Here is a 26,550-nt window from a genome sequence, read left to right as displayed (position 1 = left end):
TGCTGCTGGCGCTGGGCCGCGACGGCCGGATCGCTCATGCTTCGGCCTCTTCAGCCGCGGCCATCTGCTTGAAGTCGTCCAGCAGGTCGTCGGGCAGCGCCTTGTCCTGCAGGCCGGGGATGCCTTGGTTCTCCCACCAGTCTCCTGCCTCGACGTAGTGCTGTCGCATGTAGCCGGCCAGCTCCTGCAGATCCTTCGGCATGGCTTCGTCGGGGTCGGGCGCCGGCAGCGGCATGCGGACTTTCCAGAGGTTGCCGCCCTCGATCAGCGCGAAGCACTGCCCCTTGGGCAGCGCCACCACATGCGCCGGCTCGATCAACGGCACGCTGTTGCTGCTGATGCGGTCCTGGGTGTTGGACGTGAACGCGGTATTGCCGTGCGGGTCGGAGCTGTCGGTGGCGCCGCTCATCAGTGCCGTGGCGTACACCTCGACCTTGGGCAGTTGTCGCGTCAGCAGCTCGGCGGTGGCGGTCTCGCGCACGCGCAGCATGAACAGGTTGTTGAAGTTGCCGACCACCTGGCCGGCCTTGGCACGGTTGCCGATGCGCGCCTCGATGTCGCTCAAGGTCTGCGTGTAGGCCGTCACCTGCACGCCGGCACCGCCGCCCTTGTTGACCATCGGAATGAACTCGTCGCCCATGAGTTCGTTGAATTCGTCGGCGTGGACGTTGATCGGAATCTTGGCGCCCGCCGCGGCGCCGGGCAGCCCGTCGTCGACGCCGAACTTGTAGATGTGGCCGGCGACCGAGACCAGATCGCTGAACATCGAGTTGCCCACCGCCGCCGCGACTTCGGCGTCGGACAGCGCATCCAGCCCCACGTAGACCACCGCGCGTTTGCGGATGACCTGCATCCAGTCGAAGATCGGCCGCGGGTCGGACAGGTCGGAATAGTTCGGTGCGAGCAGTTGCGCGATCTTGCCGGTGGTGAGCTTCTCCAGCAGCGGCAGCAGCGAAGCGACGATCTTGTCGAAGTACGTCCGGTCGTAGCGCACGGCGCTGCGCAGGCCGTCGAGCACCGGGTCATAGATGCGCACTTGGGACAGGTACTGTTCGAGGGCCACCACGCGCTTCTCGCGCCCGATCATGTTGCGCGGGATGTTCTTGTCGTTCAGCTTCGCTTCGAGCTGGACGATGACCTCCCAGGCCTTCGGCCCGTTCTTGGCGAAGTAGTGCTGGGCGTACTCGATGAACAGCGCGTCGATGTTGATGACGTGGCGCTGGATCAGCAGGTAGTCCGGCCGCTGCCCCAGCTCGACCAGGGCGCGCGCGATGATGTTGACGAAGCGCCAGGCGAATTCGCGGAACGCGGCGCTGTTGCCTTCGCCCGAGAGCTGTCCGGCGATGCGCGTGGCCACCTCGGAGATCCGCCCGAACCGGCCCACGGCGTTGTAGCGCGCCGAGATGTCGGGCCAGCCCAGATGGAACACGTAGAACTCGCCTTCGCGCCCGGCGCGCTTGGCCTCGACGTACATGCGCTTCAACAGGTCGGCATCGCCCTTGGGGTCGAAGACGATCACCACCTCGTGCTCGCCGCGGACCTTGCGGCGGATGTCCTGGGTGATGAACAGCTCGGCCAGCCGCGTCTTGCCCACGCGCGTGGTGCCCAGCACCAGGGTGTGGCCGACGCGCTCGCCCAGCGGCAGGGTGACGTCGACCTCGGCCGGCTCGATGCCATGCAGGCGCGGCAGTCCGCCGACCGGCGGCAGCGGCCGCGCCGGGTTGAGCGGGCTGTCCCAGGCCAGCGCGCGCGCCAGCGTCGAGACGGGAAACGGCGCGAACTCAAGCCGCTCCTCCAGCCGCCGAGCGGCCCGGTAGATCGCCGTCGGCTCGACGTAGCGGCGGAACTCCGGCCGGTAGGTCTGCATCAGCCGGTGCGTGTGCCGCTGCTCCCAGCGAAAGCCCCGGCCGACGAACAGGCGTTGCTGACTCACCGGCACGTCGCGGCTGGTCATCACGTAGCGCGGCAGGCGGCGGATGTTGCGGCGATGGCGCAGGATCGCCCAGGCATCGCGCAGGCGAATCGCGCCGAAGGTCAGGAAGGCCAGCGCCGAGCCCAGGCCGAGCAGCGGGTTCAGCGCGAGCGACCACGGTGCCACCAGGCACAGAATCGCGGCGCCGGTGCAGACCGCCACGGTATAAAGCTCCACCGCTGGCCGCAGCAGCACCTCGACCGCATGCGGTTGGGCCATTTGCGCACCTACTGCTCGACGCCGGTGGACGTGATGAGCACCGGGTAGTGGCGCAGGCCCAGGCGCTGGGCCAGGTCGTCGCCGGAGACCGGCGAGAGGGTCAGGCCAGGAGCCAGCCTGCGCAGCGCCGTCAGCGCGGCCATCGACTCCACGTTGACCACCAGGCCCACGGCCTGCAGCTCGCGCAGCGCCGCCTGCCGCTGCCGCAGCCAGGCACGCGACCGCTCGTCGTCGCCGACCAGGAACAGCGCCGTCAGGCCCGGCGCCCGGATGACGCGGCGCTGCACCTCGCCCGGCGACAGTTGCGTCGAGCGCACCGGCAGCATGGCGGCTTCGGCGTCGGCCGCGTTGCCCACGCGCGGGGCTGGCATCGGGGCCGGCGGTGTGGCCTGATCCGGCTGAGGATTCAGCGGCCGGTAGTACGGCAGCGCGGAGTCGCCGCCGCGGTCTTCGACGACGATCAGCGGCGCGGAGGCGGTCTGCGCGAAGACGGTGGTCGTGGGCAGCAGCCCGATGGCGCCGATGAGGACGATGTGGTTCATGGCGTGGTGGCCTGGAGGGTTGGAACGGGAACGTCGGGGTCGAGCACGCGGGTCAGGTGCCGATGCACACTGCGCCGGTAGCGCGCCGCGGGTGCCCCGCCGGCGGGCCGGTGGTAGCGGCCGATGGCAAGCAGCCAGTCCTCGCCCGGCGTGTGCTGTTCGCGCAGGATTTCCGCAGCGATGGCGAGGTTGCGGTACGGGTCCAGCAGCTCGCAGGGCTGCGTGTAGCGATGCGTGTGGTAGCCGAGATTGACCTGGCCGAGGCCGGCGTCGATGCGATTGGCCGGCGTGTGGGCGAGCGCACGGTGCAGCCCCGCGCAGGCCTCGGCGCGGGTGGCGTAGCGCTGTGGCGAGCCGGCGACGTTGAGCGTCCACGGCCAGGGGATCAGGCGCCCGCGCAGCATGGCGCCGCTCTCCTGCAAGGCCACCGCGTACAGCACCGCCGCCGGCACGTCTGCACGATGCGCCGCCAGTCGATAGGCCGGCGGCGGCACTTCCCGCGCCAGGGCGGCCAATGCCCAGCCGCCGGTGGCGAGCAGCAGCGCGGCGCTGGCGCAGCGGATGGCGACGCGGGACGGCCGACGCTCCCGGCCCGGAGCACCTATTGCCGCTGCCATTGGCCGTTCACCTCGCGCACCACGGCTGGCAGCTCGCCGGGCAGGCCGAGCGACAGCCAGCGCCCCGCATCGTGGTTGAGCGTGATGGTGCGGGCGCGCACCCTGGCCGGGTCGATGCCCGCCTGGGTGGCCCACTGCCGGATGCGCGCGTCGTCCTGACGGCTGCCGACCATGTAGAGGTCGAAGGCCGTGCCAGCCGCCTGCAACTGCTGCACGCGCTGCGCGCACGGTGCGCAGTCGGCCTTGACGAAGACCGCCAGGCGCCCGGAGCCGGTGTTGCCGGCACCCTGCGCCTTGGCGCCGGGCAGGCTCACGCGCGGCTCGCCGGGAAACAGGCGCTGCCACGCCGCGTCGTAGGCCCGCTGGTAGGCCAGCGTCTTGCCGACGCGCCGGGCCTCGGCCTGCACCTGCAGCTCGGCGTAGCGCCTGCGCTCCTCCTCGCTGCGGGCCTCGATGCCCAGCGTCGTGAGCGGATCGAGCTGGGGCGAATAGACCCCGAGCGGCCCCTGCATCAGTTGCCGGTAACGCGCCCACTCCTCGGAGCGAAGCCCCCACTCCCGCGCCTGCCTCTCGTCGAGCGCGGCATCAGCGCCCGGCTGCACCTGAGCGGGCACCATGCGCGAGTTCGTCACCGGGGCCGGCTGGGCGGCTGCGCCGAAAGCGGCGAACAGGACGACGGCAGCGAGCAACGGCCGCAGGTTCATGGCGACCTCCTACGGCACCGCAACGCGCTGCGTCTGGCCGTTCACCTGGAACACGCCCGCCTGCGCCTCGATCGACTGCAGTTGCCAGCCGCCCTCGGCATCGCCCTCGCGCAGCAGCCGGGCGCCCGCGAGCGAGGCCGCGGCGGTGGAGGTGATCGACAGAAAGCGCTCGCCTCCACGCAGCTCCACGCCGAGCACCCGGAACGGCGGCTCCGGCACCTTGGGCTTCGTCGCAACCGGAGCGCGCGGGCGAGAGGCGGATGCCACCTGCCTGGTCTTCTCCAGGCGGGTTTCGATTCCGTTCACGCGCGCTTGCAGCGTCTGCAGGTCGATGGCCAGGGCCCTCGCCTCATCGGCCTCTTCGAGGCGCGTCATCCGTTCGTCCAGCGCCTGCCGCGCGTTGGCGAATTCGGCCTGGCTGATCGGCGCCGGCCGGCGCTTGTCCGCATCGACCTGTCGTTCGAGATCGGCCACGCGCAGGCCCAGCGCATTGACCTGCGCATCCTGTGCGCTGCTCTGGGTCTGTTCGGCGAGCCGCGACAGGCCGACGCTGTTGATGAGTGCCACGGCACTGATGAGCAGCAGCCAGAAGGCCGCGGCGATCTTGAGCCAGCGCGTGCGGGAATCGCGCTCGGATGGCGCTTGGGGAAGGGTCATGGCTGCATCTCCTCGGGCCGGTCGGCGTCCGGCACGGGCGTGGCGGTGCCGGGCGGGTTGGCGGAAAGGAAGGCGGGAGCACCGTGCCGGCTGAAGCAGACCTGGCGGGTCAAGTCATCGACCGACAGCTCCCAGGCGGGGCCGGCAAGGGTCAGCAAGGCATCGCGCAGCATCAGCGGACCCAGGCGCAGGTGTGCGGCGGGCAGCGGCAGCGCGTAGAGCGTGGCGGCCTCGGCCGCATCGCAGAGCCGATAGCCGGAGCGCAGGAGCACATGGCGCATGGCATCGCCCACGCTGGCATCGAGCATGGGCGGAATAGAGACCTCCACCGCCTGCTGCAAGAGATCACGCTGCGCAGGTTCCGGCACCAGCTCGACCAGCGTGTAGCGGCCGTAGCGGGCCACCGGAACGAAACCCGGCTCCGGCGCGACGGCGGTTGGCGATGCGGCCGGAACCGCTGGCGCAGACGGCGCGGCGGTCGTGGCGCAGCCGGCGGCCAACAGGCTGCCGGCAAGCAAGCCAGCGGCGAGGGCCAGGCGGTGAACAGCGCGGATGGATGGTTGCATGGAGGGCGCTTCCCTGGAGCACGGAGCGCTCACCATCGCCGCCGCTTGGCCTGCGGGCAGCAAACAAAACGCACTGACGCCCGCCCGAATACATGGCGGGCGGCGCCATGGACTGTCTCATACGGCCAAGAAAAACGGCCCCGAAGGGCCGTGGAAAGAAGCCGGCGACCCCGAGGGGCCACCGGCATGGGCACATGGATCAGACCGTGACAAGCTGCCGGGCCAGTGCCACCTCGACGGAATCACCATCCTGGTTCAGAACATCCAGGCCCGACTCGGGTACGTCGCCCGACGTGCTCTGCGACACCATGATCTTCCGGGCCATCAACCCCAGGCAGGTCATCTGCGAGGAGTTGGCGTAGCCGAGGTAGATCACGCGCACCGGCTGCTTCTGGCCGATGCGCCATGAGCGCCGGGCGGCCTGCTGCAGCGAATACACGTTGTAGCCCGACTGGAGGAACACGATGGTCGGGAACTCCAGCAGGTCCAGGCCGGTTTTCACCAGCTCGGGATTGGTGATGAGCACGTCGATGCCACGGTCCAACTGCTCGGCGATCCAGTCCTCGCGGCGGGAGGCATCCACGCTCGCGCGCAGCACCGCCACCTTGAAGCCTTCCTGCTCCAGCAGCACCTTCAGGCGCGACGTGGTGTCGCGCGTGCCGGTGTAGACCGAATAGACCAGGGTCTTGCGACCTTCTGCCTTCTCCTGCTTGCAGATCTCGATCAGCTCGCGCTCCTTGGGCATCACCTCCAGCTCGTTGAACTGAGCCGGGACGAACGCCAAGGTGTTGCGCGTGCGCGGATGCACCACCGTTTCCGACCGGAAGCAGCAATCCGGCCAGGCCAGCAGCACGTTGAGGACTACACCGAGCAGCGTCGTGTCGCGCTTCGCCAGGGCCTGCTTCAGCTCCTGGGTCAGCCGACCCGCCAGATCGCGGTAGGCCGCGGCCTGCGCCGTGTCCATCGCGACTTCGCGGAACTCCTCGTCGTAGGGCGGCAGCACGTTGCCGCCGATGTCCTTCAGCTTGAGGAAGACCGTGAACGGCAGGACGCAACGCAGCACGCCCTTGGGACCGAAGCCCGGCGCCTTGACCGTGCGCACCGATACCTTGGTGCCCTTGGCCGTCTTGTGCGCCGTGCCGGTGCTCTCGGAATAGATGTCCTTGAGGACGCCGTGATCGCGCATGAACGCCATCGCGGCCGAGGTCATGCTGCCGCTCTTGGTCGGGCGGTAGCCGTCTTCGATCATCCGCCCCGGCAGGGCTCGGAACAGCAGGTGGAACAGGTCGTCGCCGTAGCCGCCCATCAGCGTGCCGGTGAGCAGCAGCGTCTTGCGCGCCTTGGCCGCCAACACCCCCATGGCCTGGCCCTGGGCGGAGCCGCCGTTCTTGTACTCGTGCGCCTCGTCGGCGATGAGCAGGTCGAACGTGCCTTGCGGCAGGTAGCGCTTGATGAACTCGGACGGCTGGTAGCCGCCCTCGCCGAAGCCGAACTCCATGTTGGCCATCGCGCGTTCCATCCGGTGAGCTTGCCGATCCGAGAAGACCAGCTCGCCGCGGTCATCCATCAGGTTGATGAACTCGTGGATGTTGTCCCCGAGCATCGACGCGAGGAAGGCGTCACCGAACTTCTGCATCAGCTTCTGCGCGGTGACTTCCCCGATGGTTGGAATACGCTTCAGTGCCTTGAGCACGGTCGAGGACTGGTCGCTGGCGGACAGGCCTCTGGGACGGATCAACGACCACAGCGGTGCACGGCAGTGGCTGCACTTGCGGCGGGACTCCTCGGCTTCCAGCTCGACCGGGTTGATCGGCTCGCCGTCGAGGTCGGTGATGACATGCCCGCAATCCGGGCAGGCCCCCACGTCGCCGTGAGGCGTGCGCCGCCGAACGAAGACAGGCTTCCAGTGGAACCCCATCCGCATCCGCACGCGGCCCAGGACGAAGAACTCCTGGCCCTGCGCCGGCACGCCCAACTGCTCGCGCAGTTTCAGCAGCTTGACCAGCGTGTCCGGGCCGTTGAGCACCCAGACCTTGGCGCCGGCCACCGTCTCCTGGATTTCGCGCCGCCACTTGTAGACCAAGTGGGGTGGCGAGAGCACCAGGGTGCGGCGGTAGCCTTCGGCGTTGAGCACGGCGGCCGTGGCGATGCCGACCGTCGTCTTGCCGCAGCCCATCTCGCCGTTGACGATCGCGGCGCGTTCGCCGCGATCGACCAACAGCTCGGTGACAGCGTGGACCACATCGGCTTGCGCCGGGAACAGCTTGCGCTTGAGCGCGGCGAGGATCAGTTGCCTATGCACCCGCACCTGGCCGGTGTAGACCGGAGGATTGGCGCGGTTGAGCGAATCGAGCAGCTCGTCGCCGAACTCGGACACGAAGTCCTGCAGGCTGAGCGTGAGGGGTGAAGCGGCCGCTTCGAGCAGGTCGCCCTGCACAGCGGTTTCGGGAACGGTTTCGAGATCGAGGGACATGGTGATGCTCCAAAGCAATGGGGCATGCACCTCCCCCACGGGGCGGTGACATGCCCCTGGGTGGGAAGAAAGAAGCGGCGCGAGGCCGCTGGATGCGGATCAGTATTCGCTGGGCAGCAGCACTGTGGTGACGCTGCGATCCCATTCGGTGATGATCCAGAGCTTCAGGTCGCGCGTGACCTGGTAGGACGAGAACAGACGATCCTCGCCGGATTGCAGCGCGGCGTCGTTCAATCGCCGATCGTCGTCGCTCAGGTCGCCCCATTCGCCATGAAGATGGCGGCGCAGGTACGGCGTGGGGTTGAGCCGGCCCTGTCGGACCAGCTCGTCGACGCCGGCGGTCATGACCACCTGCCCGGGCGAAAAGCGTGCTTGTGACGCGAGGTTGAGGACTGCGAGTGCCATGGTGGTATCTCCTTCTGGAAGAAGGGGCCACGGCACCCCATCGGGGCAACGTGACCCCGGTGGGTGGATGAAAGCGACGGCGAACCGTCAGGGAACAGCGATCAGCGGATGGTCAGCACTTCGCCCCACGTGGGCGAGCCCAGCGTCAAGTCCCATGCACGAATGACCGGCACGAACTTGTCGGTGAGGATGCGCGTCTCGGCCACGGAGCCGTCGTCGCGTTCGGTGTACTCCGTCTGGAGGGTCTTCTCCTTGTGGGTATCACCTTTGACGACGAGCACGCGCCCGCTCTTGGACGTCACCACGCCGGAGATCGCGCCTGCGGCCAAGGCCAGGGCGAGATGCCAGTGCGACAAGGCCCGCGCGGGTGGACGCAGCGACTGCTGCGCGCCACCCAGGTGCGTATCGAGCGCCGGCCAGAGTCCTTGCAGCCGGCCGACTTCATCGGCGAACTGCTCGGGCTCCATCGTCACGCGATAGAAGTGCTCCGGCTCGGCCGGGCTGGCAGGGACGGTGTACGGCAGGAACGGCCATTCGAGCGGCAGTTCCTCGGCTTCGGCGTCGCCTTGTCCGATCTGCAGCAGCAGACCGCGGGTGGCCTTGACCGAATCCGATGCCTGGTCGCGCTGACGAATCCTGCGACCGAAGATCACCACCTGCTTGAACTGCGTTTCCACCGCACGGTAGATGCGCAGGTCGGCGAAGTGGCGCGTCAGCCATCCGACCAGCTCGGCGTCGAGCACGTAGGACGGCACGATGAAGATCAGCACGCCACCGTACTGCAGCAGCGGCAGCGCGCGCTGATAGAACAGCTTTTCCAGCCGCGCACGGCCCTGGCCTTGATAGCCGATGTTGCCGTTCACGTCCTTGCTCAGGTCGCCATACGGCGGGTTCAGCCACAGCAGCCCGAATGACTGGCGCGAGATCAGCGTGTCCATCAGGTCACCGTGGATGCAGCGATCGACCAGTTGCCGTGCGTGGCGGGCACGCTCGGCGTCGTACTCGACGGCGAAGGCCTGGACCTGCTCGCGCCCGAGGGCGTGGGCGGCTTCGGCAATCGCCACGCCTTCGCCGGCGCAGGGATCGAGGATGGACATGGAGCCGGGAGACGGCGCCAGTGCGGACAAGGCCCGCTCCAGCGTCGGCTCGTCGGTGGGGAAGTAGCCGTTACGGATGAAATTGCGCGCCAGGCGCGGAAACATGAGTGCCATGGATTTCTCCTGGTGATGGATGAGGGAAGGCGGGCACGCGCGGCGCGCATGCCCGTGGGGATGGTTCACGCCACACGCCGAAGCGGTGCGTTCGCGGCCAGTTCGTACTGCGTGGCGCCGAGGGTGCCGTTGCGAATCAGTTCGCCCAGCGCCTTCGTCAGCGCCGGGACATCGAGGGCCAGCCGATGGCCTTCCAGTGGCCCGAGGGCCAAGGGAAGACCGGTCAGCATCCGCCGTGTCTGCAACAGCTCCAGCACGGTGTCGCGCCAGTGGTCGAGCAGTGGCAGCAGGCAGGTGTCCTGCACCAGCGTCCACAGCCGGTCGAGCCGGTGCGCGGAATCCCTGGGCAGAAGCGCCAGCGCGCTGGCGTTGGCCTTGTCTGGCTTCACGCAGCGACGATCGAACAGCCACACATTCGTCAGCGAACCGAACAGCGTTCGCCGATAGGCGCGGGTGATGCGCTTTTCCAGGTTCTCGACGTTGCCGACGAAGACCGGGATGGAAGCGCCCTGCTCGGTGATGACGTGGAACTGATCCAGTCCCTGTTCATCCCGGCCGAGGGTCAGGCGGGCGAGGAACTCCTGAACGGCGGTGTCGCGCGCCCAGATCGACAGAAAGACGAGATTGCCCTGCTCGTCACCGACGCAACCGTCGGCCATGAGGTCGGGGCATTCGTCGATGCGGTACAGCGGTTTCGCGGAAGAAGGTGCAGGCATGGTGATGTCCTCTTGAAAATGAAGGAGCAACCACAGCCCGCGGGGCCATGCTCGCCCCGGTTGGGTGAAGGAAGATTCGTGCCGCTAGACGGCGCGTCCCGCGTGGAAGCGGTGAACCCGCTCGCGCCACTCGGAGCTTTGCACCGGCGCCATGTCGAGATAGCGCAGCGGACACGAGTAGTAGTACGGATGCACGGACTCATCGAGGGACTTGTAGCCCCAATCGCCGCCCGAGCTTTCCAGCAGATTGCAGCCGATGTAGCAGACGGACTCACCGGCCGCGAGGCCCATGACGCCCGCCTGCATGGCGGTGACGCGAACCACGGTCCACAGAACGTCGCCGTCCAGCGTGTGGTCGATGACTTCGCAGCAAGCGCGTTCGGACGCCTGCGGAGCGAGCAGCTCGCGGATCAACTGATCGCGCGTCTGACGAACGAAGGTCCAGCCCATGAGGGTCTCCTTGAAGAAAAGGCCGGAGCCCTCCCCGTCGGGGGAGAACCCCGGCGGGTGGCGGAATGCCGCGCAAGGCGGCGGATGGATCAGGCAGCTTGGAGGTGCCAGTCCTGGGACAGCGGAGCGAACTCGTAGCCCAGCTTGTCGAGACGGTCGCGCTGCTGACGCAGCACACGACGATCCACGGTCGCATCGAGCTTTACGGTCTCGCCCAGGGGCCACAAGGCACCGAACAGCGCCGCGTCGTCTGCCTCGGCCGAGGCCGCAGCGGACACGGGAGCCGGTTCGCTGCCGAACGGCGTGGTATCGACCAGGGGATCGCGCGGACTGCGCGGCTTCGCCTTCGGCTTGGCCGGGGGCGTTGCCGGCGCGGGCGCCTGCGCTTCCTCGTCGATTGGATCGACTTCCTGCGGACTCAGCCGGCGGGCTTCGTCGCGGCTCAGGGCGTCGATGTTGGACAGGGTCATCCCGCCCAGATGGGCGCGGATCTCGATGACCATGCGGCCGTTGGCGTTGTACGTGGAGGGGCGAATCTCGACGATGACGAAATCACCGTCGTACTTGCCCTCGCGGTACTGATCGAGTTCGGCGTTCTTCACGACGAACTCGCCGATCGAGGTCGCCAGGCGGCCGACGTTGAAGTCGCCGTTCCTGCCGTGGATGGTCTTGATGGCCAGTTGGCCGGGGATGGTGATCATGAAGGTCTCCTGCGGACGAAGAGAAGACAAGGCCCCGGGGATGGGGCCTTGCGGATCAGAACGACTCGGCAACGGCCAATGCGGGGGCATCGGCAGCGTCGTCGGCAGCATCGGCGACGGGCCTGGAAGGCTCCGGTGCCGAGGCTTGCTGCGCGGCGGGCGCGTCGGACGTCACAGGGACTTCCGGGTCGCGCTCGTCGGTCTCGGTCGGCTTGGGTTCGGCCTTGTAGACGAGCTTGCCGTCGACCTTGATCCAACTGACGAACAGCAGGCGGGCCTTGAGGCTCACCCCCTGCTCGCCGGCACGCTTGCCCTTGGAGTAGGTGAAGGTGTCGGTCCACAGGTCGCCCAGGCGGAAGCCGATCATCACCTTCTTCTCGGCGTCGACCGCCTGAATGCAGCGGCGCACCAGGTGCTGCGCTTCCGAACCCGATACGCGCGTGTCGAAACGCACATACGAGACGTCATCGCTGGGACCGTTCAGAGCTGCGATGTCGCAGGCCAGGAACGCATCGCCTTTCTTGGGCTTCACTTCGCGGATGCGATTGAGATACCCGAGGCCGGTGATGTGCAGATCGAAGTAGGACTTTTCGTTGGAAGTGGTCATGGTGAATCTCCTGGGAACAATGAGGCGGAGACACACCCGACCCAAGGCGGGGAAGGTGTGGAACCCCCGCGTGGGTTGATGGAACAGCTTGGTGGCATCGCCATCGAGAACCGATGGCCGTTCGCGCATGGATGCCGGTGCGAACTGGGGTGATCAACGCGGTCGGAACCGCGTCGTCGTCTTGAAGACCGTGACGACCTGGGCATGTTGCTGACGCAAGTCAGCAGAACATGGCAGTGAGCGTGGCGCCGGGATGGCGCGCAGGCGAGCGGCAATCGGCACTCGCGGCTGTCCACATTGCCGGGAAGAAAGAGGCCCCCGGAGCGGGGGCCAGGGATGGGCGGTCAGTTACCGCTGGGCGTGGGAGGAACCGCCTGCAGCGACAGGTGTGTCGTGGTGGCGGACACGTCGAGGTCGTCCTCGCTGCGCAGGATGCGCGCAAACACGCCCTCCTGCGGATCGAAGAACTCGCCAAAGTCATCGCCGGCGAACTCGGCACGCGCCAGTTCCCACCAGTCGTCGAAGCCATCGACATCCGGGTTGCAGCCGGCGGCATAGGCGATGGTCTTCTGGCGACCATCGGGTCGGCGCTCGCCGCGCTCGGCCAGGAAGTACACGCCCTGATCCTTGATCAGGATGACGCGGCATTGATTCGCCACCGCTTCGGCGAGCACGGGCCGCAGCTCCGTGCCTTTGAATCGAACAGTCATGGGTGTGATCTCCAGGGGGCGGGAAGAGAGGCTTCCCGCCGCGAGGGCGGGAAGCTGCTGTGAGATCAGTGCCGGATAGCCTTACGACACGACAGGCACTGCACGCGGATGCGCCGCCAGCTCCCGTCGTCGATCAGCTGTTCCAGCGTCTCGCCGAGGACGTCGAAGAACACCTCATCGACCCGTTCAATCAGCTCGCCGTCGCGGTGCAGCTCCACCGCGTAGAGGTCGAGGCCACGCTCATACAGCACGGTGACGCGACCCTGGAACTTCATCGTGGCGACGGTGAAGCCGATGGCCGGTGGCGTGCGGATGATGTCGGCGGGCAGCGGATCGACCCAGGTGATGTCCCGCGCACCGGCATCCACCAACAGGTGGGTGATGCGCCGGAAACCATCGGGAGCGGGCAACTGCTCCAGTTGGACGATCAGTTCCTGCAGCTCGGGGCAGCGCGGCTCGGGGATCGGCAGCTTCGCCGGTGCGGAACCGAGCACGAACCGCTTCACCGTGTAGGGCTGGCCGTCGGCGGTGAACTCGGTCTGCTCCTCGGGCGTGTCCGCCCGCTGACCGTCGAAGCGGCGTCTGACATAGGGTTCGACCTGCACCTTGGCGCCCTCGTCGGGCACTTCGGTCACGAGGGTGCGATCGAGCACCGCGAACTCGGCCCGTGCCGTCTTGACGATGATGGCCTCGTCGGTGGTGGCGATGACCTTGCCCTCGAAAGGCTTCGGGTCGATGTGAAAGCCCAGCGTCGAAACCTTGGGCTGGCCGTCGAAGATGTTGAACTTGAACGAACGGACGTTGGAAGGCACATGACCGACGACGAGCGTCGGCATCTGTGCGCGGATGGCTTGGGTATCCATGGGGAGACTCCTTGTGGCAGCCAAGGGACTCCCGCCCGCAAGGGAGGTCGATCCCTTGAGGGTGAGGTGGATGGACGCGGCATGCGTCCGGCGAAAGAAACGACCAGCGCGGCGGACCGCACCGCAGTCTCGAAGGTCTCGACTGCCTGGGCATGCTGCCGGCAACGCCAGCGAACATGCGGCCAGCGTGCGGCACATGGCGGCGGCCGTCCGCCGGGAATCGGCAATGCGCCGGCACCGCGTTCCGCGAAAAAGAAGAGCCCCGACGTGGGGGCTCGAATGGGTTGCGGGTTACTCGTCGTCGTAGAGCGTCAGCCCGTCCAGCACGGGCGCGTCGGCATCGAACACCAACATGCGAACGTCGGCGAGCGCAGCCAGGTGCAACACTTCCACGAGGGACTCCGGCATGCCCTTGGCCCGGTGCTCCTGCCGAAGCTCTTCGGCGGTGATGCCCTCGACATGCTGCAGGTTCGCATCCGTCCAGGGCGTGGCGATCAGCTTCATGCCGACCGCCGGGCTGTAGGGAATGCGGAAGGCCACGAACAAAAAACCGCTCGGCGTGGCGATGTCCGCCAGTTCGGCGAGGAAGCGGCCGGCCTCCTCGGTGATATGCGCCGAACTGATTTCCCAAGCACGGCTGTAGAACCCGGTCTCGAAGCGCAGGCGGCGTACCACCTCGCGCGCGGCTTCCTCGGAGTAGGTATCGCCGACGTGCAGCGGCTGGCCGGCTTCTTCGGCCATGACGGCGTAGACGAGGTTTCGGGCGATACCGTGGCTGGGGCACTGCGCGTCCAGCTCGGGCGGCACGTTCTGGCCCTCGGTGATCAGCGCGAAGTCGTCGCAGAAGACGCAGGCATGGCGCTCGACTTGGCTGTCCGGCAGGTGCGACTGCGAGACGTGCAGCGGCAGATAGCTCAGCGGGCAGTCGTCGTCGTAGGAAATCGCCAGCAGCCGCTGCACGGACAGGCCATCGTAGCCGCGGACGAAGGGGTTTTTGGAATGAGACATGGGATTCCTCCAGCAGAGGATGGCCGAGGCAATCCCCTGCCGGGGATTGAACCCCAGCGAGTGGATGAAGTGGCAACCGGTCAGCCGGCCGCGGCGTCGGGCCGCCCTGGTGGCGGGCGGTGCAAGTCAGTGGAAGATGGTGATTCGGGACATGGCCGCTCCTGCGAAAAGAAGGAGGGACATGGCCCCGAACGGGGACGCATGTCCCTCGTGGGGTGGGATGAAAGGACGGTGGGTTGCCAGGCGCGGCTCACCAGCCGTTGTAGTGCAGCGTGAGGTCGGCGATGACCTGGCGCCGTTCCAGATCGAGGCCGCCGAAGTCGGACAGCCCCTCGAAGCCGCAACGCTTGAGCATCGCGCCGCCCTCGCGGGAGTTGTAGAAGCTCACCATCGCGGACAGGAACATGCGTTGACCGCTGCTCAGCACACCCAGGGCGTCGTTGAGCATCAGCATGTTGGGCCGCAGGTCCCACTTGGTGGTGGCACGCTGCAGACCTTCGCGTGTGCCGTCGCCGAACCACTCGTGGCCGGCGATCTGCGCGCCGCGCTTCCAGGCCTCGAAGAAGGCCTGCGGTGCAGCGTCGAAGTGCGCCTGTTCCAGCGCCATCTGATCGAGCACGTCTTCGGGTAAAGACAGATTCATGAGAGAACTCCTTGAAGGGTGGGAATCAGGGGTGAGCGCGCTGTATCCAGGCATGGGTATCCAGGGCGCGCTGTGCTGCGAGGTGGGTCGGGAAATACTCGACGGACTCCCGCGATACCGGGCCTTCGTCGTCTTGCGTGCCGATGTAGTGGCCGGCCGCGCTGCGCAGCACCCGTAGCGGCAAACGCTTGCCGGTCCAGGCCAGCGCCAGCGCACCACTGCGTACTGCGGTTGCAGAGGAAGATGCGGAAGGTTCAGACATGCCGTGCTCCTTGGTGGGTCGGGGAGCACGCATCCCGCAGGGGATGGAGTTCCCCTCGGGTGGTTGAGAAAAGTGCATCGTCGCCAGGCCGGCGAGCGTCCGCGGTGGGCGATGCGAAGCGGACTGGATCGGTCAACGCGGCGAACCGCGTTGCAGTCTTGAAGACCGGGACTGCCAGGGCATGCCGCTGACGACTGTCAGCAACGCATGAGGGTGAGCTTCGGACTATCAGATAGCCGCGTCACGCAGCAATCGGGCGCAGTAGCGTCCCCGATTGGGGTCGGGCGCGCCCGGTCCTCTATTGCGATGCGCTTGCAAAATGATTCAATAGATGTTGTATTATTGAACCATGAACGAGACCCAAGCCGTGTCCGCCCTGGGCGCCCTGGCCCACACCCAGCGCCTTCGCGTGTTCCGCGCCCTGGTCGTCGCCGGCCCCGAAGGGCTCACGCCCAGCGTCCTGGCCGACCAACTCGACGTGGCCCGCAACACCCTGTCCTTCCATCTGAAGGAGCTGGCCCATGCCGGCCTCGTCACCATCGAGCAACAGGGCCGCAACCTGATCTACCGCGCCGACTTCGCCCACATGAACGGGCTGCTTGGCTACCTGACCGACCACTGCTGCCAGGGCGACGTGTGCGAGGCCAACGACTCTCCAAGTGCTTGCACCTCCTGCTGAAAGGAAACTCCCATGAAACGCTTCCACGTCCACCTGCACGTCGATGACTTGAACCGCAGCATCGGCTTCTATTCCCAACTGTTCGCCGCGCAGCCGGCTCGCATCGAGGCCGACTACGCGAAGTGGATGCTCGAAGACCCGCCGGTCAACTTCGCCATCTCCACGCGCGGCAGCAAGCCGGGCATCGACCACCTGGGCATCCAGACCGATGACGCCGACGAACTCTCCGCCCTGAAGGCCCGCGCGCAGGCTGCCGACATGGCGCTGCTCGACGAAGGCACCACGACCTGCTGCTATGCGCGCAGTGAGAAGCACTGGGTCACCGACCCTCAGGGCGTGGCCTGGGAGTATTTCCACACGCTGGGCAACATCCCCGTGTTCAACGAAGCGGCCCCGGCCGTTCCGGGCGCGGCCGCGGCATGCTGCGCACCCAGCAATGGCCACACCGCACCGAAGCGGGCCAGTTCCTGTTGCTGAGGCGAGGCGAGCATGACGACAGAGACCACCTACAACGCGCTGTTCATCTGCACGGGCAATTCGGCCCGGTCGATCCTCGCCGAGGGCATCCTGAATTCGCTGGGCCAAGGGCGCTTCCGCGCCTACTCCGCGGGCAGCCATCCCAAGGGCGAGGTGCATCCGCAGGCGCTCGCCACACTGGAGCGGCTGCGCCTGCCGACGACCGGCTACCGCAGCAAGAGTTGGGACGAGTTCGTAGTGCCCGAAGCGCCGGTGTTCGACTTCATCTTCACCGTCTGCGACAACGCAGCCGGCGAGGTCTGCCCGGTGTGGCCGGGGCGCCCGATGTCGGCACACTGGGGCGTTCCCGACCCCGCCGCCGTCGAAGGCACAGAGGAACAGCAGCGCAAGGCGTTCATGGACGCCGCGTTGACGCTCAAGCGTCGCATCGAGCTGTTCCTGTCGCTGCCGCTCCAACGGCTCGATGCCATGTCGCTGCAGCATGAGCTGCGCGTCATCGGCAAGCAGTGAGGTAGCACGATGACCGTACAGACCGAGGCCGTCGCCGCCACGCCATCGTTCTCGATGAGCATCTTCGAGCGCTACCTGACGGTGTGGGTACTGCTGTGCATCGTCGCCGGCATCGCCCTGGGCCAGTTCGCGCCCGGGGCATTCCAGGCCGTCGGCCGTATGGAAGTGGCCCAGGTCAACCTGCCGGTCGGCCTGCTGATCTGGATCATGGTGATCCCGATGCTGCTCAAGGTGGACTTCGGCGCGCTCGGCCAGGTCCGCCAGCACTGGCGCGGCATCGGCGTGACGCTGTTCGTCAATTGGGCGGTCAAGCCGTTCTCGATGGCGCTGCTGGCCTGGCTGTTCATCCGCCACGTCTTCGCCGACTGGCTGCCGGCCGACCAGCTCGACAGCTACGTCGCCGGGCTGATCCTGCTGGCCGCCGCACCATGCACAGCGATGGTGTTCGTGTGGAGCCGACTGACCGGCGGCGACCCGGTGTTCACTCTGTCGCAGGTGGCGCTGAACGACACCATCATGGTGTTCGCCTTCGCGCCCATCGTCGGGCTGCTGCTGGGCCTGTCGGCGATCACCGTGCCGTGGGACACACTGCTGACCTCGGTGGTGCTCTACATCATCATCCCCGTCGTCCTCGCGCAGGTGTGGCGCCGCACGCTGCTACGTCGCGGCCAGGCCGCGTTCGACCGCACGCTGGAACGCCTCGGCCCGCTCTCAATCGCAGCGCTGCTGCTGACGCTGGTGCTGCTGTTCGCCTTCCAGGGCCAGGCCATCCTGCAGCAGCCGCTGGTCATCGCCATGCTGGCGGTGCCGATCCTGATCCAGGTGTTCTTCAACTCCGGCCTGGCCTACTGGCTCAACCGCAGGGTGGGCGAGAAGCACAGCATCGCCTGTCCCTCGGCGCTGATCGGCGCGAGCAACTTCTTCGAGCTGGCCGTGGCGGCGGCCATCAGCCTATTCGGCTTCCAGTCCGGCGCGGCCCTCGCCACCGTGGTCGGCGTGCTGATCGAAGTGCCGGTGATGCTGCTGGTGGTGCGCGTGGTCAACCGTTCCCGCGCTTGGTACGAACAGGCCCCGCGCAACGCAGCGACGCATCCGGCATGAGTACCGTCACGGTCTACCACAACCCGGACTGCGGCACGTCGCGCAATACGCTGGCGCTGATCCGCGCCAGCGGCATCGAGCCCATCGTCATCGAGTACCTGAAGACGCCGCCTGACCGCGAGACCTTGAAGGCGCTGATCGCGCGGATGGGCATGGGCGTGCGGGATGTGTTGCGCATCAAGGGCACGCCCTACAAAGAACTGGGCCTCGATGCCGCGCATTGGAGCGACGACCAGTTGATCGAACAGATGCTGGCGTACCCGATCCTCATCAATCGGCCCATCGTGGTGTCGCGTTCGGGCGTGCGCCTGTGCCGCCCCTCGGACATGGTGATCGAACTGCTGCCGCAACGACCGGCGGGCGAGATGCGCAAGGAGGATGGCACGCCGCTGCTGGTGGATACGCCGATCGCCGGCAGCGACCCGGACCTCGCCCTGGCTTTGCAAGAGGCCGTGCTTCCCACGGACGACCTGGCCGAACCAGCGCGCAGTTTCTTCGCCTATGCCACGGTGTCCGGCGAGCGCGTGGGCTACGGCGGCTTCGAGCGCATGGGCCGGGATGTGCTCGTGCGCTCCCTGGTGGTGCTGCCACACGCACGCCATCGCGGCATCGGCGGCGGAATGCTCGCACTGCTGCTGCGCCGTGCCTTCGACGAGGGCGGGCGCGACGCCTGGTTGCTGACCACGACGGCTGCGCCGTTCTTCGAGCGCGCGGGCTTCAAGCCAATCGAGCGCAGCGCCGCACCGGCGGCCATCCTTGCCACACGGCAGGCCGCAAGCCTGTGTCCTTCGAGCGCCGTGCTGCTTGGACGTCGAATGTCACTGTGATGTGCCCTCGCAAGGGCATCCCGGGACACAGAGGTGCATCAGTGAAAGGACTAATCGCCGAAGGCCACGCGGGCCTTCGGCTGGAGAGGAAGGAAAACCACCTGTGGGCTGCGTCAGCGCAGGCCGTCGTCAAAGCCGTTCGCTGCGTCAGCAATCGCACCCGGCCCGTTTCGTGGCTGGGGCCGGAAACCTCTGGCGTGCATCCACACACAAAGGGAGCCCGATGTTTCGCCGGCGGGCACCGGCACGGAATACCCTCGGCCCAAGGGGCCTCCTCACGGCTCGCGCGGCGGCAAGGCGTCAGGAAGCCCCTCATGACCGAGGCAAGGCACACCGATCAAGGGAATGGCGGCGGGCGCGATTCGTGGAGCAATGACCTTCTCGCCCCGTCGCCCGATGGCGGGCAGACGGGGCGCGCACACCGTTGCAGAAGGAGACGCGCGCTTTGGAGCCCCGCGCGGCGCGGGACGTTTGCCTCGCCGCCAGTGAAGTGGCCGGCGCGGCAGGGGGAAGCGAGGATCAGGGCGCCTTGGAGGCAGCGCGCCGCTTGCGCGGTGCGCTGCGCCGGCCCGTCGGGGACTCGATCGGCAACGTGCCCTTGCAGTCCGGGTAGCGCGAGCAGGACCAGAACGCGCCGCTCTTGACCGTGCGCTGCTGCATCGGTGCGCCGCACTGCGGGCAGGCCGGCGCCGGCGGCAGCTTGAGCGAGAGCGTTGCGCCGCGGTACTGCTGCACGAGCTGGCCGACCCACACGGACTGCTTCTCGATGAAGGTGTCCAGCGCCATCTGGCCTGCCTCGATCATGTCGAGCGCCTGCTCCCACACCGCCGTGGTGCCGGGGTCGGCGATGGCCGAGGGCACCGCGTCGATAAGCGTGAATGCCGCGTCGGAAGCGCGGACGGCGCGGCCTTTCTTGACCAGGTAGCCGCGACCGATCAGACCGTTGATGATGTTGGCGCGTGTCGCCTCGGTGCCGATGCCGGTGGTATCTCGCAGCTTCTGTTTCAGCCGCGGGTCGGTCACGAACTTGGCGACGGTCTTCATGGCCTTGATCAGCTCGCCCTGCGTGTAGGGCTTGGGCGGCAGCGTCTTCAACGCCTTGAGATCCACCTTCCCGACCGGGCAGGACAGGCCCGCATGCAGGGCGGGCAGCACCTGGCTGCGCTGCGCATCCTCGCCATCGGCATCGTCCGGCCCCAGCGTCGCCAGCACCTCACGCCAGCCGGTGACGGCGATCTGCTTGCCCACGGCCACCAGCGACTGACTGCCGCACGAGAACTGCGCCACCGTCCGATCGAACTCATGGTGCGGGAGGAACTGCGCGAGGTAATGGGCGCGGATCAGCCGGTAGACGGCCAGTTCCTTCTCGTTCATGGCCGACAGGTTGGCGGGCTCCAGCGTCGGGATGATGCCGTGGTGAGCCGACACCTTGCCGTCGTTCCATGCACGCGAACGCTGTTGGCGATCCAGGCGCTCGATCAGTGGCCGCAGGCTGGGGTCGGTCTTGACCAGGCTGTCGAGTACGGTCGGCACCTCGGCCAGCATGCTCTCGGGCAGGTAGCCCGAATCGGAGCGCGGGTACGTTGTCGCCTTGTGCATCTCGTACAGCGCCTGGGCAATGTCCAGCGTCTCCTGCACGTCGAGGCCCAACTGCTTGGAGCACACCTCCTGCAGCGTGCCCAGGTCGAACGGCAGTGGCGGCCCTTCGCGAACGCGCTCGGTTTCTACCGACAGCACCTGGGCGGAGCCGGCCGTGCGCAAGCGCTCGGCGGCCTGCTGCGCCACCGGCTGTTGCAGGCAGCGGCCCGCATCGTCGGCGCTGCCTTGCGGCGGCGTCCAGCTTGCGACGAAGGACTGGCCTGCATGCGAAAGCGCAACCTCGATGGCCCAGAACGGCACCGAGACGAACCGTGCGATCTCGCGATCACGGTCCACGACCAGCTTGAGCGTCGGCGTCTGCACGCGGCCGACCGACAGCACGCCGTTGTAGCCGGCCTGGCGCCCGAGCAGCGTGAACAGGCGGCTAAGGTTCATCCCGATCAGCCAGTCGGCACGCGATCGGGCGAGCGCGGAGAAGTACAGCGGCAGCGTCTCGGCGGATGGCTTGAGCGCGCCCAGCGCCTTGCGAATGGACGCATCGTTGAGCGCCGACAGCCACAGCCGCTGGATCGGGCCGCGATAGCTGCAAAGCTCGATGATTTCGCGGGCGATCATTTCGCCCTCGCGGTCGGCGTCGGTGGCGATCACCAGCTCGCCAGCCTTGGCGACGAGCTGTTGTACGACCTTGAACTGCGCCGCGGTCGCCGCCTTGGGCTCAACACGCCAGCGCTGGGGAAGAATGGGCAGTTGCTCGATGGCCCAGCGCTTGTACTGCTCGCCGTAGCCTTCGGGCGGAACCGCCTCGACAAGATGACCGATGCACCAGGTCACGATGACACCCGCACCGCTGTAGTAGCCCTTGCCCCGTTGGCCGGCGCCCAGCACACGGGCGATGTCCTTGCCCTGGGACGGCTTCTCGCACAAGTACACGCGCATGAAGCCTCCTCGAAAAGTGCGGTTGATCGGATGGCCCCAGCTTGGCCGGGCCAGCGGACGACGGCAGCAAGGAAGCCGATTGGCGCAGACACCGCTTTGTGATCGGCGGGCGATGCGTTGCCGCAGCAGTACGAGTTGACCGCAACGGCTGGCGCAGCGGGAGCGTCGTTTCGGGAGGGCGGCTGGAACTCGGTGGAACACCATGGAGCTATCCCCTGGGGATAGCTGGTGCATGGCGGGCGTGTGACGGTTGCTACAGCCGCCCTCGGGCGGCGCGGTGCCGGGCAATGGGCGAGCTACTGCCCGCCGGCCGGCTTGGCGCTGAGCGTCACGGCCTCGATGCGGTACGGCAGGATGCCCACGCGCCGGGCCTCGATCTTGAACGTCGTGCGCTCGTTGTCGTCAGCGTCTTCCCACTCGTCCTTCACCGTGCGGCCTTCCACCAGCACGCGCATGCCTTTCTGGTACAGGTCTTTCCAGTGGTCGGCGTCGCGGTGCCACAGTTCCACCGGCGCCCAGAAGCCGCCGCGGTCCTCGTACTCGCCGTCCTTCTTCGGGATCGGGTTGTCGAAATAGACGTTCAGGCGCAGCAGCCGGCGCGGCTCGTCGTTGCCGTTGGGGAATTCGCGGTAGTCCGGCGCAGAACCGATGTTGCCCTCGCCGACGAAGTGCGTGCTCATGGTGACTCCTTGGGGTTGGTGGATGGAACGGACGCGGCATGCCCGTGGACACGCCGCAGGTAAGCCGCTTCGGCCTGCGCGGCCTTGCTGGCGCACTCCTGGGCCTGACGGCCCAGCGTGTGAAGGAGGCTGATCTGCATATTCAGCGCGATGCGCTGCAGCTCCATCGCGTACAGGTCGTCGATCAGCGAGGCCGGCGTCGCCGGGCGGTCGAGCAGCGATTCCCACAGCGCCACGCCCATGGAGGAACGGTCGTGGTTGCGCCAGCGCAGGAAGGTCGTGCCTGCGCCAGTGGTCTGCTGGGCCAGTTGCACGTCGAGCAGCGAGAAGGGATAGGCCCGCGCCTGTTGCAGCACGCGCCGATGCGCCAGGCCGATCAAGCCGTCGCGCAGCGCCGTGCACTGGTTGGCCCAGGCCTCCAGACTTCCCTTACCTTTAAAAGGCTGTAAAAGGCCTTTTAGGTAGCCCGCGTGTTCCAGGCGCTGGAAGTCTGCCTGCTCCAGCGGCAGGAAGCGCGCCGGTTGGCCGGTGGAAGACGATGCGGTCATGCCTTCGTGCCTTCACCGTCCTGGTCGTTGTCCGTCACGTCGACTGCGCCAGCCACGGGGGCGGCATCAGCGGCTGCACCAGGCTTGCCCGCCCGCCGCGCGATCGGTGGCGCAAAGCGCGAACGGCGTGTGCCTTCGAGCACGTCCTGCGGCAGCTCGCCGAACTTCTCTAACGCCGCCCGCGCCACCGCGTTCTTCGAGGCGAAGTCGTCGCGCGTCGCGCCGGAGTAGCGGTACTGCTGTGCCAGCGAGAACAGGCTGCGCAGCGCATGCGCGCCGTCGTTGAGCCAGCGTTCCAGCGTGCTGCGGTCGATCAGTGCGGTGTGGTGCGCGAGGATCAGCTTGCGCGCCAGGTCGTCGTAATCGGCCAGCAGGTACACCGCCATGAAGCCGAGCTGCGCATTGACGAACAGCGGCAGCTTCACCGGCTGCACGTTCATGTTCTCGCCCAGGGACAGCGCGGGCGGCACGTCGGCCAGCGCCTGATCCACCTGCTCGCGCAACGCCTGCAAGCTCGCCTTGGTCTGCGTCAGCTTGTCCTCGACGCGCAGCATCCATAAATCCGAGTAGGGATCGTCCTGCTCGGCGCCGCGCTTCATCTTGTTCATCACGCTGATGTAGCCGTTGAGGCCGATGATCCCGGGGCGCCCCTCGGCGGGCGCTCGCCCATGCCAGATGCGTGAAGCGTGGTGGGTGTGCAGCGTCAGCGACATCGCGCTGCGCAGCGATCCGAGATTCAACTGCAGGGGCTGCTGGGATTCGTTGGCCATGGTGACGACTCGCTGTAAGGGAACGAGCCGCCAGCATCTGCATCGCCCGGAAGGGCGTCAGTCAACAAACCGCAGCCGGTGCGTCCCCGGTTGTCGTCTTGGGAAGGCCGCGTGTTCCATCTATCCCCTGGGGATAGGTCTGCACCTGGTCGCGACGACGTGATGCGCGACAAACCAGCGGCCGTCCGCCGGAAGGCTTGATGTCCCAGCCATCCCCTGGGGATAGCTGCTCAGGAATCGCCGAGCGCCGAACGCAGCTTCGCCAGGTAGGCTCGCGCCGCCTCGCGGCCAGGGCCGTTTGGAGCAGGCTGTGGAGGTGCAGAGGGTGCGGGTGCGGCTGGACGTGGCGGCGGCGACGACGGCAAAGGCGGCGACCCTGGCGAGCCGCCTTCGCCGGCCCAGGCCTTGAACTCGCCGCGGATTGCCTTCTGGATGATGCCGAACAGGTAGCCAGCCGGGTTGCGCACTGCGCTGTTGCGGCAGCGGGCATCCCATTCGTCCAGCACCGCCTGCCGCAGTAACTCGTCCACCTGCTGCAAGGCCACCAGCGCGCCGCTCTGCTGCTCGTCCTTCAAGCGCAGCAGGCGCTCGGGTAGGCGCACGTGCTGCAGCGCCTTCGCGCGCGGTACTGTACCTACTTGATTTATACGATCCATACGTACAGTACGGTCCTCCTTCGGATTCCGAAGTGAGCCGTCTAGCTGTGAAGCTTCAATAGGTTGTATCCGGTGTTCATCCGGATTGGGTTTGAGAGACTGGAAGTCGCCAAACACCCAATCCTCAAGGAAGCCAACCGGATGAACACCCACAAGCATGCCCGATTGACGTACGCGCGCCGCCTCGAGATGGTCACGCAGATGACCGAGCAGGGCCTGAGCGCCACCGAGGCTGGACTCCAGCAAGGTGTGACGCCTGCGACGGCCAGGAAGTGGCTGGGGCGCTACCTGGCGCAGGGCGAGGTCGGCCTGGCCGATGCCTCCTCGCGCCCGATGCGCTCGCCCAGGAGCATCGAGCCGGGCAAGGCGCTGCTCATCGTCGAGCTGCGCCAGCGCCGCATGCTGCAAGCGGGGATCGCACGCAGCGTGGGCGTCTCGGAGGCCACGGTCAGCCGCGTGCTCAGGCGTGCAGGTCTGTCCAAGCTGTCGGATCTGCAGCCGCGCGAGCCTGTGCAGCGCTACGAGCATGAGGAAGCCGGCGACCTGCTGCACATCGACACCAAGAAGCTCGGGCGGATCGAGCGGCCCAGCCACCGTGTGACCGGCAACCGCCGCGACAGCGTCGACGGCGCAGGCTGGGAGTTCTTGTTCGTGGCGGTCGATGACCATGCGCGCGTGGCCTACACCGCCATGCATCCCGACGAGCGCACCCCCAGCGCCGTGCAGTTCCTGCGCGATGCGGTGGCCTACTACAACCGCCTGGGTGTGACCATCAAGCGGCTGCTGACCGACAACGGCTCGGCGTTCCGCTCCAAGCCGTTCAAGACTGCCTGCGAGCAACTCGGCATCACGCACAAGTTCACCCGTGCGTACAGGCCGCAGACCAACGGCAAGGCCGAGCGCTTCATCCAATCGGCGCTGCGCGAGTGGGCCTACGGCTGGACCTACCAGAACAGCGCCGAGCGCCGCCAAGCGCTGAACAGCTGGCAGCACCACTACAACTGGCACCGCCCTCACCACGGCATCGGCCGCGTCGCACCAGCCTCCCGCCTACCGGGGCTCCGATACAACCTCTTGACGGTTCACATCTAGCGCGGGTTTCAGCCCTGCTTCGGATTCCGAAGAGGGGCCATTTAGATTCCGAAGTAGGACGGCCTGGCCTTCTTCGGATTCGTGATCCACAGGCTCTTGTGGATAACTCGTATCGGCCCATTCGTTGCGGGCCATGCGCTGTGTCAGCACCTGTAGGCGTGTGGGCAGCGTGCGGCCATTGAGCATCGGGTCTTCGGCGATCTCGCGCAGGGTGTTCATGCCGACGATCTGCACTGCCTTCGCGGCATGGGTCAGCGCCTGGCTGACCAGGCCCAGGTAGTCGGGGTCGAGCTGCATCGCCTCGAAGGGCGTCAGCGGTTCGTCGTGCAGCACGTAGAGGTTGCCGAGGATGCGCCCGGTCTTCGGGTCGCGGCGCCGTCGCACCAGGCTCAGCCAGCGTGTCAACCGCAGCAGCGTCAAGGCGCGCGCCACGGTCTCATGCGAGGCCTGCGCCGCGCAGGGCATCGAGGCAAGGTAGGGCCGGAGCTGGTCGTAGGTGGGGAACGCCGTCACGCCATCGCTTTGAAGCTGCAGGCGGAACACCTGCCAGGCATTGCGCTCCAGCGGCGTCAGGCGCCGGTCGAGGAACAGCGCGCGCGGCACGCTCTCGTGCCGGTTGCCGCTGTAGAGGAAGCCATCACTGATCGGCGCGGCCGGCGACGTAGGGGCAGTGCCGCGTGGGGGTGGTGGTGCCGGTGGCACCAGCTCCCGCAGCGCTTCGTCGAACAGCGCCGACAGCGCCACGGGGCCATCGCGCCGGGGTGCGCCGCCGGTCGCCATGGCCTACACCAGCCCCTGGTCGATCCAGTTGCGTATCGCCGACCAGATCACCGACATCGGCAAGGTCAAGGTCTCGGCCAGGTCCATGGTCAGCGCCAGCATCGCCATCTCGTCGTCCAGCGCGATGCTGCGCTCCGTGACGCCGGCCTTCCATCGCTTCCATAGGGCCGTGTCCTGCGCCTCGTCCAGCACCGGATGCCGTCCCTTGCGCTTGGGCAGGCCGAGGATGTCGCGGCGAAGGGCGACCTCCTGGTGCGTCAGGCCGTAGAAGCGGCTGACCATCTCCGTGCTGGCACCCAGGCGCAGCATGCGGTCGACCGTGGCGATCTCGCGCTCCACGTCGTGCACCTGGCTCAGCAATCGCTTGAGCACCTCGCGGTTGACCGACACCGAGCACCACGAGACGGTGGCATTGACCAGCATGCTCACGAGTTCGGGATGCTTGAGCGCATCCAGTTCTTCCTCGCCGAAGCCCATGGCCTTGCAGCGTCGCAGTTGCCCGTTGCGCAGGTCGTGCAGCGCCTGCGCGATCACGGCCTGGTTGAGCGGGTGCGGTGCGGACATGCGTG

At 67.3% G+C, this 26,550-nt stretch carries 29 protein-coding genes and 2 pseudogenes; 6 read left to right on the top strand and 25 right to left on the bottom strand.

The window, feature by feature from the left end:
* Nucleotides 1-34: 34 nt before the first annotated feature.
* From traD to ACE3SG_RS04740, 18 genes are all read right to left on the bottom strand, one after another.
* Nucleotides 35-2,191: a type IV conjugative transfer system coupling protein TraD gene (gene traD / locus ACE3SG_RS04825; protein ID WP_374562849.1), complete on the bottom strand. Its 2,157-nt coding sequence runs from the start codon at nucleotides 2,189-2,191 to the stop codon at nucleotides 35-37.
* A gap of 8 nt (nucleotides 2,192-2,199) precedes the next feature.
* Entirely contained in the window at nucleotides 2,200-2,733 is a 534-nt protein-coding gene (locus ACE3SG_RS04820; protein ID WP_374562848.1) for an integrating conjugative element protein, read from the bottom strand.
* Nucleotides 2,730-3,350, bottom strand: a complete 621-nt coding sequence (locus ACE3SG_RS04815) for a lytic transglycosylase domain-containing protein (RefSeq protein WP_374562847.1) — start codon at nucleotides 3,348-3,350, stop codon at nucleotides 2,730-2,732. The genes ACE3SG_RS04820 and ACE3SG_RS04815 overlap by 4 nt, the downstream gene beginning before the upstream one ends.
* A complete protein-coding gene (locus tag ACE3SG_RS04810; RefSeq protein WP_374562846.1) occupies nucleotides 3,335-4,054 on the bottom strand; it encodes a TIGR03759 family integrating conjugative element protein in 720 nt (239 codons plus the stop codon). Before ACE3SG_RS04810 ends, ACE3SG_RS04815 begins: the two co-directional genes overlap by 16 nt.
* Before the next feature lie 9 nt (nucleotides 4,055-4,063).
* Nucleotides 4,064-4,711, bottom strand: coding sequence for a hypothetical protein (locus ACE3SG_RS04805; protein ID WP_374562845.1), 648 nt, complete (start codon nucleotides 4,709-4,711; stop codon nucleotides 4,064-4,066).
* The gene (locus ACE3SG_RS04800) at nucleotides 4,708-5,277 is read right to left on the bottom strand and encodes a PilL N-terminal domain-containing protein (RefSeq protein WP_374562844.1); all 570 of its coding nucleotides are present in this window, start codon (nucleotides 5,275-5,277) and stop codon (nucleotides 4,708-4,710) included. Before ACE3SG_RS04800 ends, ACE3SG_RS04805 begins: the two co-directional genes overlap by 4 nt.
* A 199-nt stretch (nucleotides 5,278-5,476) precedes the next feature.
* On the bottom strand, nucleotides 5,477-7,750 hold the full coding sequence (locus ACE3SG_RS04795; RefSeq protein WP_374562843.1) for a helicase-related protein: 2,274 nt from the start codon (nucleotides 7,748-7,750) through the stop codon (nucleotides 5,477-5,479).
* Nucleotides 7,751-7,849: 99 nt separating this feature from the next.
* Nucleotides 7,850-8,155: a hypothetical protein gene (locus ACE3SG_RS04790; protein WP_374562842.1), complete on the bottom strand. Its 306-nt coding sequence runs from the start codon at nucleotides 8,153-8,155 to the stop codon at nucleotides 7,850-7,852.
* A gap of 101 nt (nucleotides 8,156-8,256) precedes the next feature.
* A complete protein-coding gene (locus ACE3SG_RS04785) occupies nucleotides 8,257-9,366 on the bottom strand; it encodes a DUF6094 domain-containing protein (RefSeq protein ID WP_073651849.1) in 1,110 nt (369 codons plus the stop codon).
* Nucleotides 9,367-9,431: 65 nt separating this feature from the next.
* Nucleotides 9,432-10,082, bottom strand: coding sequence for a hypothetical protein (locus tag ACE3SG_RS04780; protein WP_054019010.1), 651 nt, complete (start codon nucleotides 10,080-10,082; stop codon nucleotides 9,432-9,434).
* Nucleotides 10,083-10,166: 84 nt separating this feature from the next.
* Nucleotides 10,167-10,532, bottom strand: coding sequence for a hypothetical protein (locus ACE3SG_RS04775; RefSeq protein WP_013721853.1), 366 nt, complete (start codon nucleotides 10,530-10,532; stop codon nucleotides 10,167-10,169).
* Between the two features lie 89 nt (nucleotides 10,533-10,621).
* Nucleotides 10,622-11,233, bottom strand: coding sequence for a DUF3275 family protein (locus ACE3SG_RS04770; protein WP_010792165.1), 612 nt, complete (start codon nucleotides 11,231-11,233; stop codon nucleotides 10,622-10,624).
* Nucleotides 11,234-11,288: 55 nt separating this feature from the next.
* Nucleotides 11,289-11,840: an STY4534 family ICE replication protein gene (locus tag ACE3SG_RS04765; RefSeq protein ID WP_034021448.1), complete on the bottom strand. Its 552-nt coding sequence runs from the start codon at nucleotides 11,838-11,840 to the stop codon at nucleotides 11,289-11,291.
* A gap of 344 nt (nucleotides 11,841-12,184) precedes the next feature.
* Nucleotides 12,185-12,550: a DUF3085 domain-containing protein gene (locus ACE3SG_RS04760; RefSeq protein WP_054019011.1), complete on the bottom strand. Its 366-nt coding sequence runs from the start codon at nucleotides 12,548-12,550 to the stop codon at nucleotides 12,185-12,187.
* Between the two features lie 65 nt (nucleotides 12,551-12,615).
* The gene (locus tag ACE3SG_RS04755) at nucleotides 12,616-13,413 is read right to left on the bottom strand and encodes a GTPase (RefSeq protein WP_374562841.1); all 798 of its coding nucleotides are present in this window, start codon (nucleotides 13,411-13,413) and stop codon (nucleotides 12,616-12,618) included.
* A 291-nt stretch (nucleotides 13,414-13,704) separates the two neighbouring features.
* Nucleotides 13,705-14,421 carry an ABC transporter substrate-binding protein gene (locus ACE3SG_RS04750; RefSeq protein WP_374562840.1) on the bottom strand — a complete coding sequence of 239 codons (717 nt, stop codon included), beginning with the start codon at nucleotides 14,419-14,421 and terminating at the stop codon, nucleotides 13,705-13,707.
* Nucleotides 14,422-14,671: 250 nt separating this feature from the next.
* Nucleotides 14,672-15,064, bottom strand: a complete 393-nt coding sequence (locus ACE3SG_RS04745) for a hypothetical protein (protein WP_003141051.1) — start codon at nucleotides 15,062-15,064, stop codon at nucleotides 14,672-14,674.
* A gap of 25 nt (nucleotides 15,065-15,089) precedes the next feature.
* The gene (locus ACE3SG_RS04740; protein ID WP_082368020.1) at nucleotides 15,090-15,326 is read right to left on the bottom strand and encodes a hypothetical protein; all 237 of its coding nucleotides are present in this window, start codon (nucleotides 15,324-15,326) and stop codon (nucleotides 15,090-15,092) included.
* Between the two features lie 349 nt (nucleotides 15,327-15,675).
* On the opposite strand from ACE3SG_RS04740, the gene ACE3SG_RS04735 reads away from it, so the two are divergent.
* From ACE3SG_RS04735 to arsN2, 5 genes are read left to right on the top strand one after another with little or no spacing between them, the layout of a single operon-like run.
* Complete coding sequence (locus ACE3SG_RS04735; RefSeq protein ID WP_054019014.1) at nucleotides 15,676-16,005, top strand: helix-turn-helix transcriptional regulator; 330 nt, start codon at nucleotides 15,676-15,678, stop codon at nucleotides 16,003-16,005.
* Nucleotides 16,006-16,017: 12 nt separating this feature from the next.
* Entirely contained in the window at nucleotides 16,018-16,482 is a 465-nt protein-coding gene (locus ACE3SG_RS04730; protein ID WP_054019015.1) for an ArsI/CadI family heavy metal resistance metalloenzyme, read from the top strand.
* Between the two features lie 12 nt (nucleotides 16,483-16,494).
* The gene (locus ACE3SG_RS04725) at nucleotides 16,495-16,992 is read left to right on the top strand and encodes an arsenate reductase ArsC (protein WP_054019016.1); all 498 of its coding nucleotides are present in this window, start codon (nucleotides 16,495-16,497) and stop codon (nucleotides 16,990-16,992) included.
* Between the two features lie 9 nt (nucleotides 16,993-17,001).
* Nucleotides 17,002-18,093 carry an ACR3 family arsenite efflux transporter gene (gene arsB, locus ACE3SG_RS04720; RefSeq protein WP_054019017.1) on the top strand — a complete coding sequence of 364 codons (1,092 nt, stop codon included), beginning with the start codon at nucleotides 17,002-17,004 and terminating at the stop codon, nucleotides 18,091-18,093.
* Nucleotides 18,090-18,920 carry an arsenic resistance N-acetyltransferase ArsN2 gene (arsN2, locus tag ACE3SG_RS04715; RefSeq protein ID WP_082368021.1) on the top strand — a complete coding sequence of 277 codons (831 nt, stop codon included), beginning with the start codon at nucleotides 18,090-18,092 and terminating at the stop codon, nucleotides 18,918-18,920. The genes arsB and arsN2 overlap by 4 nt, the downstream gene beginning before the upstream one ends.
* A 519-nt stretch (nucleotides 18,921-19,439) precedes the next feature.
* Here arsN2 and ACE3SG_RS04710 read toward each other — a convergent pair.
* The 5 genes and pseudogenes from ACE3SG_RS04710 to ACE3SG_RS04690 all read right to left on the bottom strand — a co-directional run.
* Nucleotides 19,440-21,455: a DNA topoisomerase III gene (locus tag ACE3SG_RS04710; RefSeq protein WP_374562860.1), complete on the bottom strand. Its 2,016-nt coding sequence runs from the start codon at nucleotides 21,453-21,455 to the stop codon at nucleotides 19,440-19,442.
* A gap of 296 nt (nucleotides 21,456-21,751) precedes the next feature.
* Nucleotides 21,752-22,135: a single-stranded DNA-binding protein gene (locus tag ACE3SG_RS04705; RefSeq protein WP_058142311.1), complete on the bottom strand. Its 384-nt coding sequence runs from the start codon at nucleotides 22,133-22,135 to the stop codon at nucleotides 21,752-21,754.
* Nucleotides 22,132-22,683 carry a DUF3158 family protein gene (locus ACE3SG_RS04700; protein WP_058142312.1) on the bottom strand — a complete coding sequence of 184 codons (552 nt, stop codon included), beginning with the start codon at nucleotides 22,681-22,683 and terminating at the stop codon, nucleotides 22,132-22,134. The genes ACE3SG_RS04705 and ACE3SG_RS04700 overlap by 4 nt, the downstream gene beginning before the upstream one ends.
* Nucleotides 22,680-23,453 (bottom strand): PFL_4669 family integrating conjugative element protein, encoded by a 774-nt coding sequence (locus ACE3SG_RS04695; protein ID WP_058142313.1) that lies wholly within the window; start codon nucleotides 23,451-23,453, stop codon nucleotides 22,680-22,682. Before ACE3SG_RS04695 ends, ACE3SG_RS04700 begins: the two co-directional genes overlap by 4 nt.
* A gap of 230 nt (nucleotides 23,454-23,683) precedes the next feature.
* Nucleotides 23,684-24,151: pseudogene (locus tag ACE3SG_RS04690) on the bottom strand (hypothetical protein); the annotation flags it as partial.
* Nucleotides 24,152-24,250: 99 nt separating this feature from the next.
* Between ACE3SG_RS04690 and ACE3SG_RS04685 the strand changes: the two are divergent.
* Nucleotides 24,251-25,201: an IS481 family transposase gene (locus ACE3SG_RS04685; protein ID WP_374562838.1), complete on the top strand. Its 951-nt coding sequence runs from the start codon at nucleotides 24,251-24,253 to the stop codon at nucleotides 25,199-25,201.
* On the opposite strand, the pseudogene ACE3SG_RS04680 reads toward ACE3SG_RS04685, so the two are convergent.
* Together ACE3SG_RS04680 and ACE3SG_RS04675 are read right to left on the bottom strand one after the other, a co-directional pair.
* Nucleotides 25,196-25,981: pseudogene (locus ACE3SG_RS04680) on the bottom strand (STY4528 family pathogenicity island replication protein); the annotation flags it as partial. The gene ACE3SG_RS04685 and the pseudogene ACE3SG_RS04680 sit on opposite strands and share 6 nt — an antisense overlap.
* Nucleotides 25,982-25,984: 3 nt before the next feature.
* Nucleotides 25,985-26,545, bottom strand: a complete 561-nt coding sequence (locus ACE3SG_RS04675; RefSeq protein ID WP_058142315.1) for a DUF2857 domain-containing protein — start codon at nucleotides 26,543-26,545, stop codon at nucleotides 25,985-25,987.
* Nucleotides 26,546-26,550: the final 5 nt, after the last annotated feature.

It is taken from the genome of Ideonella sp. (assembly GCF_041914305.1).
In the GTDB taxonomy this organism is placed as follows: Bacteria; Pseudomonadota; Gammaproteobacteria; order Burkholderiales; family Burkholderiaceae_C; genus Ideonella.
Note: the sequence above shows the minus strand (reverse complement) of the source record. Positions and strands in the feature narration are given on the sequence as shown.